This window comes from Streptomyces sp. NPDC096046 (assembly GCF_040303285.1).
GTDB lineage: Bacteria > Actinomycetota > Actinomycetes > Streptomycetales > Streptomycetaceae > Streptomyces.
Genome location: NZ_JBEOSZ010000022.1, coordinates 24,207 through 38,323 on the forward strand (window position 1 = coordinate 24,207; position 14,117 = coordinate 38,323).

11 protein-coding genes and 2 tRNA genes are annotated in these 14,117 nt (G+C 70.1%); 4 read left to right on the forward strand and 9 right to left on the reverse strand.

Annotated elements, in window-relative coordinates:
* Nucleotides 1-28 precede the first annotated feature (28 nt).
* Entirely contained in the window at nt 29-985 is a 957-nt protein-coding gene (locus ABTX62_RS20240; RefSeq protein ID WP_352117449.1) for a hypothetical protein, read from the forward strand.
* Between the two features lie 67 nt (nt 986-1,052).
* Here the strand turns inward: ABTX62_RS20240 and clpX are convergent, their stop codons facing one another.
* The 5 genes from clpX to ABTX62_RS20265 form a co-directional block, all read right to left on the reverse strand.
* A complete protein-coding gene (gene clpX / locus ABTX62_RS20245; RefSeq protein WP_352117450.1) occupies nt 1,053-2,342 on the reverse strand; it encodes an ATP-dependent Clp protease ATP-binding subunit ClpX in 1,290 nt (429 codons plus the stop codon).
* Between the two features lie 180 nt (nt 2,343-2,522).
* A complete protein-coding gene (locus ABTX62_RS20250; RefSeq protein WP_062926848.1) occupies nt 2,523-3,230 on the reverse strand; it encodes an ATP-dependent Clp protease proteolytic subunit in 708 nt (235 codons plus the stop codon).
* Between the two features lie 110 nt (nt 3,231-3,340).
* Nucleotides 3,341-3,946 carry an ATP-dependent Clp protease proteolytic subunit gene (locus ABTX62_RS20255; RefSeq protein WP_190904457.1) on the reverse strand — a complete coding sequence of 202 codons (606 nt, stop codon included), beginning with the start codon at nt 3,944-3,946 and terminating at the stop codon, nt 3,341-3,343.
* A 334-nt stretch (nt 3,947-4,280) separates the two neighbouring features.
* Nucleotides 4,281-5,657 carry a trigger factor gene (gene tig / locus ABTX62_RS20260; RefSeq protein ID WP_352117451.1) on the reverse strand — a complete coding sequence of 459 codons (1,377 nt, stop codon included), beginning with the start codon at nt 5,655-5,657 and terminating at the stop codon, nt 4,281-4,283.
* Nucleotides 5,658-5,850: 193 nt separating this feature from the next.
* Nucleotides 5,851-5,927: transfer RNA gene (locus ABTX62_RS20265), tRNA-Pro, on the reverse strand.
* 164 nt (nt 5,928-6,091) lie between these two features.
* On the opposite strand from ABTX62_RS20265, the gene ABTX62_RS20270 reads away from it, so the two are divergent.
* Nucleotides 6,092-6,165: transfer RNA gene (locus ABTX62_RS20270), tRNA-Gly, on the forward strand.
* A gap of 121 nt (nt 6,166-6,286) precedes the next feature.
* Here ABTX62_RS20270 and ABTX62_RS20275 read toward each other — a convergent pair.
* Nucleotides 6,287-8,668: a protein kinase domain-containing protein gene (locus tag ABTX62_RS20275; protein WP_352117452.1), complete on the reverse strand. Its 2,382-nt coding sequence runs from the start codon at nt 8,666-8,668 to the stop codon at nt 6,287-6,289.
* A 108-nt stretch (nt 8,669-8,776) separates the two neighbouring features.
* Nucleotides 8,777-8,971 (reverse strand): hypothetical protein, encoded by a 195-nt coding sequence (locus ABTX62_RS20280; protein WP_003990237.1) that lies wholly within the window; start codon nt 8,969-8,971, stop codon nt 8,777-8,779.
* 620 nt (nt 8,972-9,591) lie between these two features.
* Between ABTX62_RS20280 and ABTX62_RS20285 the strand changes: the two genes are divergently transcribed.
* Nucleotides 9,592-10,770: an acyltransferase family protein gene (locus tag ABTX62_RS20285; RefSeq protein WP_352117453.1), complete on the forward strand. Its 1,179-nt coding sequence runs from the start codon at nt 9,592-9,594 to the stop codon at nt 10,768-10,770.
* Between the two features lie 15 nt (nt 10,771-10,785).
* Here the strand turns inward: ABTX62_RS20285 and ABTX62_RS20290 are convergent, their stop codons facing one another.
* Nucleotides 10,786-11,223, reverse strand: coding sequence for an HD domain-containing protein (locus ABTX62_RS20290; protein WP_352117530.1), 438 nt, complete (start codon nt 11,221-11,223; stop codon nt 10,786-10,788).
* Between the two features lie 145 nt (nt 11,224-11,368).
* Nucleotides 11,369-12,547 carry a SpoIIE family protein phosphatase gene (locus ABTX62_RS20295; protein WP_283971307.1) on the reverse strand — a complete coding sequence of 393 codons (1,179 nt, stop codon included), beginning with the start codon at nt 12,545-12,547 and terminating at the stop codon, nt 11,369-11,371.
* A gap of 163 nt (nt 12,548-12,710) precedes the next feature.
* On the opposite strand from ABTX62_RS20295, the gene ABTX62_RS20300 reads away from it, so the two are divergent.
* Complete coding sequence (locus ABTX62_RS20300; protein ID WP_352117454.1) at nt 12,711-13,961, forward strand: GNAT family N-acetyltransferase; 1,251 nt, start codon at nt 12,711-12,713, stop codon at nt 13,959-13,961.
* Nucleotides 13,962-14,117 lie beyond the last annotated feature (156 nt).

A 14,117-nucleotide genomic window follows, 5' to 3' on the forward strand; every position in this document is an offset into this window, starting at 1 on the left:
CACACGCATCTGGAGGGGAACCCAGAACATGAGTTACGACCAGCCGGGCCCGTACGGCGGGCAGCCCCAGCAGCCTGGTCCGTACGGCCAGCCGGGCCCGTACGGCCAGCCGCCGCAGGCGCCCCAGCCCGGCTACGGCTACCCCCAGCAGGCCCCTCCGCCCCAGCCCGGCTACGGCTACCCGCAGCAGCCCCCGCAGGGCGTCCCGCCCCAGCCCGGCTACGGCCAGCAGCCCCCGTACGGCCAGGCCCCCTACGGCCAGGCTCCCTACGGCGTCCCCCACCCCCCGGCTCCCGGTGGCGGCAAGAAGAAGACGGGCCTGATCATCGGCGCGGTCGCGGTCGTGGCGGCGATCGGCGTGGGCGCGTACTTCGTGATCGGCGGGGGTGGCGGCGCGGGCGCCCTGGAGGACGACGGGCCGCACAAGCTGGCGACTCCGGCGAAGGTGATGAGCGAGTACAACCGCATCTCGAAGGACGGGGCCACCGCGGGCGACGACTCCACCAGGGAACTGGAGAAGAGCGGCGTCAAGAACGGCAAGTCGGTGCTGGGCACCTACTCCACGGTGGACATCGGCAAGTACGACCCCAACGACCCGTCGTCCGCCGCCTCGCTGGCCACGGCCAAGAGCGCCTCGTTCTTCGGGGTCTACGGCGAGATCTCCGATCCCGAGGCGGCCCTGGACACGTTCTTCGCCAACTTCAAGAAGTCGTCCGAGAAGGAGTCCTCCAGCAGCACCGGCCCGAAGACGGAGCTGATCGGTGAGCCGGAGGAGGCCGACCTCGACGGGGCGGTCATGAAGTGCCAGGCGGCCAAGGGGCAGGACCTGGTGACCAAGAAGGAGCAGACCAACTGGTTCTGCGCCTGGGCGGACTACAGCACGGTCGCCGTGGTCTCGTCCCGTGAGGCCACTCAGGAGACCGGCAAGGACGCCGCCGTCGACATCACCACCAAGATTCGCCCGGAGATCCGCGTCAAGGCCTGACGACGCCGAAGGCACAAAGAGAAAGGGGCCCCGGTCGTCGACCGGGGCCCCTTCCCCTACGCCTGTGTCACGCCGTCTTCTGCTCGCCCGGGCCGCGTCCGTTGCGCGCGTCCCGCGGGATCAGGGTCGGGTTGACGTTCGACTGGACGACGTCCGCCGTGATGACGACCCGGGCCACGTCCTTGCGGGACGGCACCTCGTACATCACGCCCTGGAGGACTTCCTCCATGATGGCGCGCAGGCCACGCGCGCCGGTCTGGCGGAGGATGGCCTGATCGGCGATGGCCTCAAGCGCCTCGCGCTCGAAGTCCAGCTCCACGCCGTCGAGTTCGAAGAGGCGCTGGTACTGCTTGACGAGCGCGTTGCGCGGCTCGACGAGGATCTGGAGCAGCGCCTCGCGGTCGAGGTTGTGGACCGAGGTGATGACCGGGAGGCGGCCGATGAACTCGGGGATCATGCCGAACTTGACCAGGTCCTCCGGCATGACCTCCTGGAACTGGTCCTTGGACTCCATCTCGCGCTTGGAGCGGATCTGCGCGCCGAAGCCGATGCCCTTGGCGCCGGCCCGGGACTCGATGATCTTCTCCAGCCCGGAGAAGGCACCGCCCACGATGAACAGCACGTTCGTCGTGTCGATCTGGATGAACTCCTGGTGGGGGTGCTTGCGGCCGCCCTGCGGCGGAACCGAGGCGGTGGTGCCCTCCAGGATCTTCAGCAGGGCCTGCTGGACGCCCTCGCCCGACACGTCGCGCGTGATCGAGGGGTTTTCACTCTTCCTCGCGACCTTGTCGATCTCGTCGATGTAGATGATCCCCGTCTCGGCCTTCTTGACGTCGTAGTCGGCCGCCTGGATCAGCTTGAGCAGGATGTTCTCGACGTCCTCGCCGACGTAACCGGCCTCCGTGAGGGCCGTGGCGTCGGCGATCGCGAAGGGGACGTTCAGCATGCGCGCGAGGGTCTGCGCGAGGAGGGTCTTGCCGGAGCCCGTGGGACCCAGGAGCAGAATGTTCGACTTCGCCAACTCGATGGCGTCGTCACGGCCGTTCGCCCCGCCGTTCTCGCCGGCCTGGACCCGCTTGTAGTGGTTGTACACCGCTACGGAGAGAGCCTTCTTGGCGGCCTCCTGGCCGACCACGTAGCCCTCGAGGAACTCGTAGATCTCGCGCGGCTTCGGGAGTTCCTCCCAGCGGACCTCGCTGGTCTCCGCGAGTTCTTCCTCGATGATCTCGTTGCAGAGGTCGATGCACTCGTCGCAGATGTACACACCGGGCCCTGCGATGAGCTTCTTGACCTGCTTCTGGCTCTTGCCGCAGAACGAGCACTTGAGCAGATCGCCGCCGTCACCGATGCGTGCCACGGTGTGCTTCCCCTTCGCCTGGGAGACTCCTGGACGTCAACGTCCAGCGGACTCCTGGTGCTGCCTTATGTCCGACGGTACCTTGCCGGGCCACCCGTCCGGCCCCCCTTGGCGCGGTTCGCTTTGACGTGAACCGAGCCAAACCATGCCAAGGGGCGGCAGACGATACAGCCTCACGCCTCAGCGCAGGCTCGAGTTGTCCATCTTCCGGGTGCTGATGACCTGGTCGATCAGGCCGTAGCTCAGCGCGTCCTCGGCCGTGAGGATCTTGTCGCGCTCGATGTCCTCGCGGATCTTCTCGACCGGCGTGGTGGAGTGCTTGGCCAGCATCTCCTCCAGCTGCGAGCGCATCCGCAGGATCTCGTTCGCGGCGATCTCCAGGTCCGAGACCTGACCGCGGCCGGTCTCGCTGTACGGCTGGTGGATCAGCACCCGCGCGTTCGGCAGGGCCATGCGCTTGCCCGGCGTACCGGCGGCCAGCAGGACGGCGGCGGCGGAGGCGGCCTGGCCCATGCAGACCGTCTGGACGTCCGGCTTCACGTACTGCATCGTGTCGTAGATCGCCGTGAGCGCCGTGAAAGAGCCGCCGGGGCTGTTGATGTAGACCGAGATGTCACGGTCGGGGTCCATCGATTCCAGGCACAGCAGCTGCGCCATCACGTCGTTGGCGGAGGCGTCGTCGATCTGGACGCCGAGGAAGATCACGCGCTCCTCGAAGAGCTTCGCGTACGGGTCGTACTCGCGGATGCCCTGGGAGGTGCGCTCGACGAAGCGCGGAATGATGTAGCGGGACTCGGCCTGCGGGCCGGTGTAGCGGCCCTGCGAGGCGCTCATGTCCTGCACGGCGTGCATACGGTCGTAGATCCCACTGCCGGGGAACTGGTTCACGGTGTCTCCTGATAGGGGCTGAGGCGGTCGGCTGGGGCTGTCTGGGGTCGCTGGGGGCCCGGGAGGGCTCCGTGGGCCTCACGGGGCGCCACAGGCCCTGTGGGGACCGCTCAGGCCCCGGTGCCGCCGCCGCCCGGCATGCCGGCGGCCGTGGGGATGACGTCGTCGATGAGGCCGTATTCCTTGGCCTCGAAGGCGTCGAACCAGCGGTCGCGGTCCGAGTCGCGGGTGATCTGCTCGATCGTCTGGCCGGTGTGCTGGGAGGTCAGCTCGGCCATGCGCTTCTTGGTGTGCAGCAGCCGCTCGGCGTGGATCTTGATGTCCGAGGCCGAGCCGGCGAGGCCGGCGGAGGGCTGGTGGATCAGGATCTCGGCGTTCGGCAGCGCGAAGCGCTTGCCGGGGGTGCCGGCGCTGAGCAGGAACTGGCCCATCGAGGCCGCGAGGCCCATGGCGATGGTCACCACGTCGTTCTTGATGAACTGCATGGTGTCGTAGATCGCCATGCCGGCCGTGATGGAACCGCCGGGGCTGTTGATGTACAGGTAGATGTCCTTGTCCGGGTCGGCGGCAAGGAGCAGCAGCTGCGCGGTGATCTTGTTGGCGATGTCGTCGTCGACCGGCTGGCCGAGGAAGATGATCCGCTCGTTGAGCAGCCGGTTGTAGACCTGGTCACCGAGGCCACCACCGATGGAAGGCTCGCCGGCGGCTGAGGGCATCAGATTCGTCACGTATCCACCTGCTCGTCTTACGACGGCGCCGGGCCGTCTCACGTTTCCCTAGGGGCTAGGAGCCGTTCGGGGACTCCACTGCCCTCGTATTCATGGACCCTAACGCGCGGGTCCCTTCGGGGAATCCCGGAGATGGGAGTGTTCGCCGGGGGCGTAGCGCCGCGCGGCTTCGGCGGGGCGGTCGGGTCCATCGGTGACTGCGGGCGCGTCGTGGTCGCCCGCGCCGTCCCCGCGTCCCTGAGGTGCGCTGCCCCGGCGGGCGGCAAGAAGGCCCCGGGGTTCGCACCCCGGGGCCTACTCGTGAACTCACCGGTGCCGGGGCTCAGCCCTCGGTCTTCTCCTCGGCGGAGGCCTCCGTGGACTCGGCTTCGGCCTCGGCGGCCTCGTCCTCGTCGTCGAGGTCGACGATCTCGCCGTTGGTGTCCTTGACCGTGGCCTTCTCGACCACGACGGCCAGCGCCTTGCCGCGGGCGACCTCGCCGACCAGGAGCGGAACCTGACCGCCCTCGACGACCGCCTGGGCGAACTGGTCGGGGGACATGCCGGAGGAGGCCGCACGCCGCATGAGGTGCTCGGTGAGCTCCTCCTGGTTGACGTTCAGCTTCTCCTGCTTGACGAGCTCGTCCAGCACGAACTGCGTCTTGATGCCCTTGACCGCGGCTTCCTTGGTCTCGGCGTCGAACTCCTCCTCGCTCTTGCCCTGGATCTCCAGGTACTTCGCGAGGTCGAGGCCCATCTGGCCGAGCTGGTGGTGCTCGAGGTTGTGCTTGCGGGTGTTGATCTCGTCCTCGAGCAGCTTCTCGGGGACCGGGACCTCGACCAGCTCGAGCAGCTTCTCCAGGACGCGCTCCTGGGCCTGCGTGGCCTGGTCGTACTGCTTCATGTTCTCGAGGCGCTTGCGGCTGTCCGCGCGCAGCTCCTCGATGGTGTCGAACTCGGAGGCGAGCTGCGCGAACTCGTCGTCCAGCTCGGGCAGTTCACGCTTGGCGACCTGGGTGACCTTGACGGTGACCTCGGCCTCCTTGCCGGCGGCGGAACCGCCCTTGAGCTCGGAGGCGAAGGTGGCCTCGCCACCGGCCTCCAGGCCCTTCACGGCGTCGTCGATGCCGTCCAGCAGCTCGCCGGAGCCGATGGTGTAGGAGACACCGTCCGCGACTCCGTCCTCGAGGACCTCGCCGTCGACCTTGGCGCGCAGGTCGATCGTCACGACGTCGCCGTCTTCGGCGGCACGCTCGACCGGGGCGGTGGAGGCGAAGCGCTCGCGCAGCTCCTCGACGGCCTTGTCGACGTCCTCGTCGGTGACCTCGACCGCGTCGACCTCGACCTCGATGCCGGAGAAGTCCGGGATCTCGATGGTCGGGCGGATGTCGACCTCGGCGGTGAAGTTCAGCGTCTCGCCGTCCTTCAGCTCCGTGATGTCGACCTCGGGCTGGCCCAGCACGCTGAGCTCGGCCTCGTTGACCGCGTCGGTGTAGAACTTCGGAAGCGCGTCGTTGACCGCTTCCTCCAGAACCGCACCGCGGCCGAACCGCTGGTCGATGACCCGGGCCGGGACCTTGCCCTTGCGGAAGCCCTTCACCGAGACCTGCTGGTTGATCTTCTTGTACGCCGCGTCGAGGCTGTCCTTGAGCTCCTCGAAGGGCACCTCGACAGTGAGCCGAACCCGAGTCGGGTTCAGGGTCTCCACGGCGCTCTTCACGGTTCGGTCTCCTTGTGGCTGACTTCTTGGTTTCTGCCGGGGCCAGAACGGCCCGGCGGACTTCGCCGCCCGGAGGACTTCAGACGATGAGACACACGGGCGTGCAGCTTGCATAGTAACGGCAGCGACTACACCGCCCAAAAGGCGATCACGTAAGCGATCGAATGGGCGATCACGCGAGTGATCGGGTGGCTGGTCGGGGTGGCGGGATTTGAACCCACGGCCTTCCGCTCCCAAAGCGGACGCGCTACCAAGCTGCGCCACACCCCGTCTGGTGCGAGACGTAGGGTACATGCCGCGAGGCGGTGTGGCCGCCGCATTTCCACAGGGTGTGCGCCGCGCCGTCTCCGTCGGGAACACGGTGTGCGACGGAGGGGACCGACCCGCTACGATGCCTTCAGTGCCGCGGTCACCCGACCCGCGGCGCGTGCTGTGCGGGCGTAGCTCAATGGTAGAGCCCTAGTCTTCCAAACTAGCTACGCGGGTTCGATTCCCGTCGCCCGCTCCATACGGCTCAGGGCCGGGTTGGAGGATCACTCCTCCGGCCCGGCCCTGGGTGTTTCCCCGGGGGCGGGTCTCGGCCGGTGACACGGGCCGGACCGCCGTGGACCGCTGCCGGACGGCCGGGGTCAGAGGTCCCGGACGTCGACGCTGTAGACGGAGCGGACGCCGTACGGGACGTACAGGGCGTCGCCGACGAGCAACAGCGGCGCTCCGGAGGTGACGAACATGCTGTCGACCCGGCCGCCGTCGTCGCGGCCGAGCCGGGTGGCCTCCACCTTGCCGCTGCGCGCGTTCAGGGCGGCGAGGCGGCCACTGGGCGAAGCGAAGTAGACGTGGGTGGCGGAGGCGGTCGGCGGCCCCTGCCGCTCCAGGGTGGAGTTGGACTCCCACAGCGTGCGCCCGGTGAGCGGCGCGACGGCGCGGACGCCGCCGCTGCCGCGCGTGAAGTAGAGGGTGCCTCGGACCAGGTACGCCCTCGACGCCTCGGGCCGGGGCTTCGCCGGCCGTCGCACGGTGAGCTTGTGCGAGGAGGTGTCGATCAGGGTGAGGCCGCGGGCGGTGGACGTGCCGTCCACCAGCACCAGATGCCCCTCCTGCGCGCCGAGCAGCTCCAAGGCGCCCTTGGCCTCGACGGTCCAGCGGGACTTCCCGGTGGCCGGGTCGATCCGGGAGACGGTGGTCCTGGCGCGCTTCTCGTCGTCGGCCTCCGTCGTGCAGATCAGGTAGGCACGGTCGGCCGCCGAGTCCAGCGAGCAGTCGCCCCGGGCGCCCGGCTCCGGCTGCCGCCAGCGGACCTTGCCGGTCTCCGCGTCGAGCAGGGCGTACTCGTCGCCCCGCGATCCGTAGAAGGTGACGACACCCTCGGACACGGCCGTGGCAGCGCCCCGGGGTCCCTCAGGGACTCTCGCCGTCTCGCCGCCGCCGGTCGGGGTCCGCCACAGCTCCTTGCCGGTGTCGGCGGCCAGGGCGTGGACCGTGTAGCTGGAACCCACACCGCTCGCGCCCACCACGTCTTCGGCCCCGTAGGCGTAGACGCGTCCGTCGCCGGTGCCGATGAGCGCGCCCTCGTCACCGGAGGCGCCGTCGGGTGTGGTGTCGACGGGCCGGCTCCAGGTGTTGCGACCGTCGGCGAGACCGAAGCGGGTCGCCATGAGGTCGGATCCGGCGCACACGAGAGAGGCGTCGACGACGGAGCAGCTCTTGAAGGACGTGTCGGGCCCGCCCAGGCCGCCCTGGCTGTCCACCGGGGCCTTCGCCGTGGCGACCCACGGCTTCCACCCCTCGGGGAGATCGGCCGCCCTGGTGGTGGAGGGGGGTGGGCGGTCGTCGTCCTGGATCAGGGTGACGGTCGTGGTGACGACCGCGGCGAGGGCGACGCTCACGGCGGCCGAGACCAGCAGCAGCCCGCGCCGGAGGCGGCGCCTGCGACCGGTCTCGGGTTCCGGGGGGCCGGCCGGGTCACGTGGCGGTTGGGCCTGTTCCGCCGGGGTCTTGTCGAGTCGGGGGCGCGGCGCGTCGGGCCGTTCGGCGTCCGCCCCGCCGTCCGCCTCGTCGGGCAGCGGACGGGACGTCTCGCCCCGCTCGGTGCGGGCCGCGTCGGGCCATGCCGTGACGGCCGGTTCGGTCGGCCGTGCGCCCGGCCAGGGGCGTACGGGGGACGGTGTGCCGGTGCCGGGCGCGGAGCGTGTGCCGGGGGCGCCGCCTTCGCGGAGCAGGGTGAACAGTTCGTGCGCGGCGGGGCGGGACTTCTGGTGCTTCTCCAGGCACAGGCGGATGAAGGGGAGCAGTTCGGCGGGGACACCGGTGAGGTCCGGCTCGCCCTCGACGACGCGCAGGGCCGTCTCGTACGGGCTGGGGCTGTCGAAGGGACCGCGGCAGGTGGCGGCGTAGGTGAGGACCGAGCCGAGGGAGAACATGTCGGCGGCCGGTCCGACGTCCTGGGGGGCGGCGAACTGTTCCGGGGACATGAAGGGCGGGGTGCCCATGACGCGGCCGGTCTGGGTGAGGACGTCGGAGGCGGCGAACTCGGCGGCGCGGGAGATGCCGAAGTCGATGACGCGGGGGCCGTCCTCGGCGAGCATCACGTTGGCCGGTTTCAGGTCGCGGTGGACGACTCCGGCGCGGTGGATGTCGCGCAGCGCCTCGGCGAGGCCGGCGGCGAGGTCGCGCAGGCGGGGCAGCGGGAGCGGGCCGTGCTCGCGGACGTGGGTGCCGAGGTCCGCGCCCGGTATGTAGAGCGTGGCCATCCAGGGGTGGGGGGCGTCGGCGTCCGCGTCGACGACGGGGGCCGTGAAGGCACCGCTGACCTGGCGGGCGGCGGCCACTTCGCGGCGGAAACGGGTGCGGAACTCGTCGTCGTCGGCGTACTGACTGTGCACGACCTTGATCGCCAGGCGTCGGCCGGAGGCGGAGCGGGCCAGGTAGACCACACCCATGCCGCCGGAGCCGAGACGGTCCTCGATGCGGTAGCCGCCCACCTCCGCCGGGTCGGAATCGCGCAGCGCCATCCCCCTACGTTCCCCCCGTCACGCACCGTCCTGTGGTCGGGGCGAGCGTATCCGTCCGCGCCGCGAGCCCGGGCGCGGGGCTCGGGTGGCGCGGTCGCGTCCCGTCCGTCAGAAGCTGATGGAGTTGATGGTCTCCGCTATCGAGTTGAGGAATCGCTGGATGTCGTCGGCCATACCGGTCGAGGCGAGGAAGAAGCCGAAGAGGACCGCCACGATCGCGGGACCTGCCTTGATGGATCCTCCTCTCAGCAACACCACAAGGATGATCGCCAACAGCAGCACCACAGACAGTGAAATGGCCACAACTGATCACACCCTCGGTCGGTCCGCTAGCCCGGCCCGGGGACGCGACCTCGCGCACCCCGCCAGGACCATCGTGCCACCAACGTGGCCTGGCTATGCGGCCGGTGGCGCATCGACTGCGACCGTGTCGCCCCCGCCCGCGCGTGTCGCCCGTGCGCGGGAGTCGACACCGTGGAGTCGTACGGCAATTCGAGGGGCCACCCGCACAGGGAATTCGACCGCTCCTTTCCGTCTCCACACAACGTGTCCGCAGCAAATTCGAATTGTTGTCACAGACTCACCAACACCCGTGCGGAGCAGGGGCCGAGGAGGGCGGAATCAGACATTCCACAGGAGTCGCCTGCTGGTCTTATGCGTCACTTAGTCCGGAAGTGTCACGACAAGCAGGGCTTGGACCTGCCCACATTCCGGCCTCAGGCGATGTGGCAGCCATCACGCCGACAGCGGCGTCAACTACCCGTAATCCGGGGTACCCGCAGTGAATAGCCAGGAATTACGTCCGGCGTTTTACGAATAGCTGCAGGGAACGCTAGGGTGCCTCGAATGTTCCACGCTGCCTCGTCCCCCGTACGCGCAGCGAGGTCCCGGATCGTCTCCCCGAGCTCCTGGTGGGAGGGTCTGTGACGAACTCGCTGCGACCGAACGGCGACCGCAGGGCGCCACTTCCCCCGGCACAGTCGCCGGTCGACGGAGTGCCGAGCCCGCGCTCGCCGCAGAGCACGCAGAAGAAGCAGAACGGCAGACAGCGCGACGCGTTCTTCGACAACGCCAAGTACCTCGCGATCGTGCTGGTGGCCGTCGGCCACGCCTGGGAGCCGCTCAAGGGCGACAGCCGGGTACTGGACGCGGCGTACCAGGTCGTCTACGCGTTCCACATGCCGGCGTTCATCATCATCTCCGGCTACTTCTCCCGCAGTTTCGACATGCGGCCCGACCGGCTGAAGCGCCTGATCACCGGCGTCGCCGTGCCGTACATCATCTTCGAGACGGCCTATCCGCTCTTCAAGCGGGTCATCGACAACGACCCGCATCAGGAGATCAGCCTCCTCGACCCCTGGTACCTGACCTGGTTCCTGGTCGCGCTCTTCGTCTGGCGTCTCACCACCCCCATCTGGAACCTGGTGCGTTGGCCGCTGCCGCTGGCGCTGGGTCTCGCCATGCTGGCGAGCGTCACCCCGGAGATCGGTGACGACCTGGACCTGCAGCGCGTCCTGCAGTTCCTGCCGTTCTTCGTGCTGGGCCTGGTGATGAAGCCCGAGCACTTCCACATGGTGCGCCGCCGTTCGGTGCGGATCGCCTCGGTGCCGCTGTTCGCCGTCGCGCTGGCCTTCAGCTGGTGGGCGGCGCCGCGCATGAACACCGCGTGGTTCTACCACCGTGACGCCGCGCAGGAGCTGGGCGCCCCGTGGTGGACCGGTCCGGTCATGGTGCTCGCGATGTTCGGCTGCTCCCTGTTGCTGACGGCCTGCTTCTTCGCCTGGGTGCCGCGCCGCCACATGTGGTTCACCGCCCTGGGCGCCGGCACGCTCTGCGGCTACCTGCTGCACGGCTTCCTGGTGAAGGCAGGCGACTACCAGGGCTGGTTCGAGGCGTCCTGGCTGCACCACCCGGCCGGTGAGATCCTCGTGACCGCCCTCGCGGCCGCCGTCGTGACGGTGCTGTGCACCGGGCCCGTGCGGCGCCTCTTCCGGTTCGCGATGGAGCCGAAGATGGACTGGGCCTTCAAGCGGGACTCCGCCGAGCTGGCCCGCGAGCGCCAGGGGGCCGAGCGGCGCGAGCGCGAGAAGCTCAACGCCTGACCCTCGGGGCAAGACTCATCCGACGAGACCGAGAAGTGCGCGCATCCGTGCGTACTTCTCGGTCAGTCGTGTGCGGGTCGCCTCGTCGAGGACCGCGAGGCGGGCCGGGTCGGCGTTGTGCGCCAGGTCCGACTCCTTCACCAGCAGCGCACCGGGCGTGGCGAGGATCCGCGCGGCGTACTCCTCCGGCGACTCCCCCGCCCGCTTGGTGACGGCGAGCACGATGTCCTTCGTGCGGCTGCTCAGCGCGGCCCCGCGCAGCCACTCGAGGGAGAGCGCGTCGTCCTCCACGGCGTCGTGCAGCCAGGCCGCCGCGATCTGCTCCTCGTCGCCGCCCCGGGCCCGTACGCCCTCCGCCACGGCCCGGAGGTGTTCGGCGTAGGGCCGGCCCGCCTTGTCGGCCTGGCCGGCGTGCGCGGCCCGGGCGGTGGCCTCCACCTGGGCCAGTGTCATGGGGGATGTCTCGGTCACCGCTCCAGTGTCTCCCCGCGCGGCGCCGCCCGGAAGCCCAGGCCCCTCATCGACCCCCCGGACGGCGGCCGGGCCCCCGGGCGGAGACCGTGGTCGCTGCGCCCGAGGCCCGGAGGAGGACCCCGCTTCAGCGGGTCGCGGCCGCCGTCGGTCCCTCGCGGCAGATCAGCAGCAGGGCCCGGTCGTCGTTGACGTCCTTGGCGACGGCCTCGATGAGGTGCCAGGCGGCGCCGTGGAAGCCGCCGGCGACATAGCGGTCGGCCTCGCCGGTGAGGCGGTCGATGCCCTCGACGATGTCGCGGTCGGCGGTCTCCACCAGGCCGTCCGTGAACAGCATCAGCACGTCCCCCGGCCGCAGCGAGCCCTTCACCGGGTCGAACTGGGCACCGTCGTAGACCCCGAGGAGCGGACCCTCGGCCGCCTTCTCCTCCCAGCGACCGCTGCCGGCGCTGAGCTGGAGGCCCGGCGGGTGGCCCGCGGAGTAGAGCTCGTAGTCACCGGAGTCGAGGTCGAGGACCAGGTGGATCGAGGTGGCGAAACCCTCCTCCCAGTCCTGGCGCAGGAGGTAGCCGTTCGCGGCCGGGAGGAAGGCGTGCGGCGGGAGCGAGCCGAGCAGGCCGCCGAACGCGCCGGACAGCAGCAGGGCGCGGGAGCCCGCGTCCATGCCCTTGCCGGAGACGTCGGTGAGGACGACTTCGAGCGTACGGCCGCCGTTGGTGCGGGCCGCCACCACGAAGTCCCCCGAGAAGGACTGGCCGCCCGCCGGGCGCAGGGCCATCTCCCGGTGCCAGCCGTCCGGCAGGTCGGGCAGCTTGCTCTGCACCCGGATGCGTTCACGCAGGTCGAAGAGCATGGTGCCGCCACGCCGCCAGGGCACCCCGACCCGGCTGCGGAACTGGGCCAGGAGCAGCCCGAAGAAACCGCAGGCCGCGACCACGAGCACGATGCCCGGGGTGACCCTCGACGCGCCCTCCGTGTACGGGCCGAGCCGTACCGCCTCCACGATCAGGGCCGTGGCCGCCGCCGCGTACAGCCCGAGCAGGCTCGCGGGCCGGAGCAGCAGTCCGCCGACGACGACCGGCAGGACCAGCGCGGCCGGTGAGAACCACACCGAGTTCGCCAGCGTCGCCGCCGCGATCAGAGGAACCATCAGGAGCAGACCGGCCAGGGCGATCCAGTCCGAGCCGTTGCCGCGGAAGTAGTCCACGGCGGCTCGGCGCACGCCGACGCGGACCCGGTGCCATTGTTTCTTCAACCGGGCCGTGAACGTGTCGGCTTCCGCGCGCCGCTGCCGTCCTGATGCCATTAGTTCGGGACCCTATCCATCGGACCAGCCCCTTGGCACGGGAGGTCCCACTTGTCCCCCGTCCGAGGGCCGACTTCACAGTGAACTTCACCGCGCGCAGCGCTGCCGTCAACCGGGGAGAAATTCTGTCGCTCGTCCCGTATGGCCCTGGTAGGCATGGCTCATGGCATCTGACGCGAACGGCCTCTCCACCGAACTGCGGGTCCTTCGACAGGATGAATGGGACAAGTGGTGCAACACCCTGATCCGGGGCTTCGGAGGGGTGCCGGAGGCCGCCGAGGAGCGGGAGTTGTGGGACTCCCTGACCGAGTTCGACCGCTCACTCGGTGTCTGGGACGGGGACGAGTGCGTGGGGACGGCCGGGGCGTTCAGCTTCCGGCTGACCGTGCCCGGCGGCGCCTCACTGCCCGTCGCGGGCGTCACGATGGTCAGCGTGGCCGCCACGCACCGCCGGCGCGGCATCCTGACCTCGATGATGCGGCGGCAGCTGGACGACGTGCGCTCATGGGGTGAGCCGCTGGCCGTGCTCACCGCGTCCGAGCCGGCGATCTACGGACGGTTCGGATACGGCAACGCGACCTTCTCGCTGTATGCCGAGATCGACACGAGCCGGGTGCGGCTGTCGGTGCCGGCCGGTACGGACGACGTACGGGTGCGGTTTGCGGAGCCGGCCGAAGTGCTCGATGTGTGCGAGGCGGTGTACGCCCGGCTGGTGCCGGCGCGGCCGGGGATGCTGGAACGGCGGCCCGGCTGGGAGCGGCTCGGGGTGCTCGATCCGGAGAGCGAGCGGGACGGGGCGTCGCCCCTGCAGTGCGTGCTCGCCGAGCGGGACGGGGAGACGGTCGGGTACGCGCGCTATCGCGTCAAGCCGGTGTGGGAGTCGCCCGGGCCCGACGGCAAGGTGGTCGTGGAGGATTCGGCCGCGCTGGACCCCGCGGCGGACGCGGCGCTGTGGCGGTTCCTGTTCGGGATCGACCTGACCTCGACCATCGTCGTGCGAGGGCGGCCGGTGGACGACCCGTGGCAGTTCCTGGCATCCGACCTGCGGCGGTGCAATCTGCGGTTGCGGGACTCCCTGTACGTGCGGCCGGTGGAGGTGGGGGCCGCGCTGGAGGCGCGCACGTACCAGGCGCCGGTGGACGTGGTGTTCGAGGTGGAGGACACGTTCTGCCCCTGGAACTCCGGGCGCTGGCGGCTCAGCGGGGATGCGAAGGGGGCGTCCTGCGAGCGTACGGCGGATGCGGCGGATCTGGCCCTGTCCGTACGGGAGTTGGGCTCGGCCTATCTCGGCGGTGTGTCGCTGGCCTCGCTGGGCGCCGCGGGGCGGGTGCGCGAGTTGCGGCGGGGGGCACTGGCGGAGGCGTCACTCGGGTTCGGGACGGGCACGGTGCCGTGGCTGCCGCACGGGTTCTGAACCCCGGGTGCTCTCAAGAGCGTCGCGGCAGGAGGCGCCGACGAAGGCGTCGCCCGGATTCGGGACGGGCACGGTGCCGTGGCTGCCGCACGGGTTCTGAACCCCGGGTGCTCTCAAGAGCGTCGCGGCAGGAGGCGCCGACGAAGGCGTCGCCCG

Excerpts from the sequence above, each read along its gene's own strand:
- ABTX62_RS20240 (WP_352117449.1), top strand. The coding sequence starts at position 29 with ATGAGTTACGACCAGCCGGGCCCGTACGGCGGGCAGCCCCAGCAGCCT.
- ABTX62_RS20255 (WP_190904457.1), bottom strand. The coding sequence starts at position 3,946 with ATGCCCTCAGCCGCCGGCGAGCCTTCCATCGGTGGTGGCCTCGGTGAC.
- ABTX62_RS20275 (WP_352117452.1), bottom strand. The coding sequence starts at position 8,668 with ATGGCGCTGCGCGATTCCGACCCGGCGGAGGTGGGCGGCTACCGCATC.
- ABTX62_RS20290 (WP_352117530.1), bottom strand. The coding sequence starts at position 11,223 with ATGACACTGGCCCAGGTGGAGGCCACCGCCCGGGCCGCGCACGCCGGC.
- ABTX62_RS20295 (WP_283971307.1), bottom strand. The coding sequence starts at position 12,547 with ATGGCATCAGGACGGCAGCGGCGCGCGGAAGCCGACACGTTCACGGCC.
- ABTX62_RS20300 (WP_352117454.1), top strand. The coding sequence starts at position 12,711 with ATGGCATCTGACGCGAACGGCCTCTCCACCGAACTGCGGGTCCTTCGA.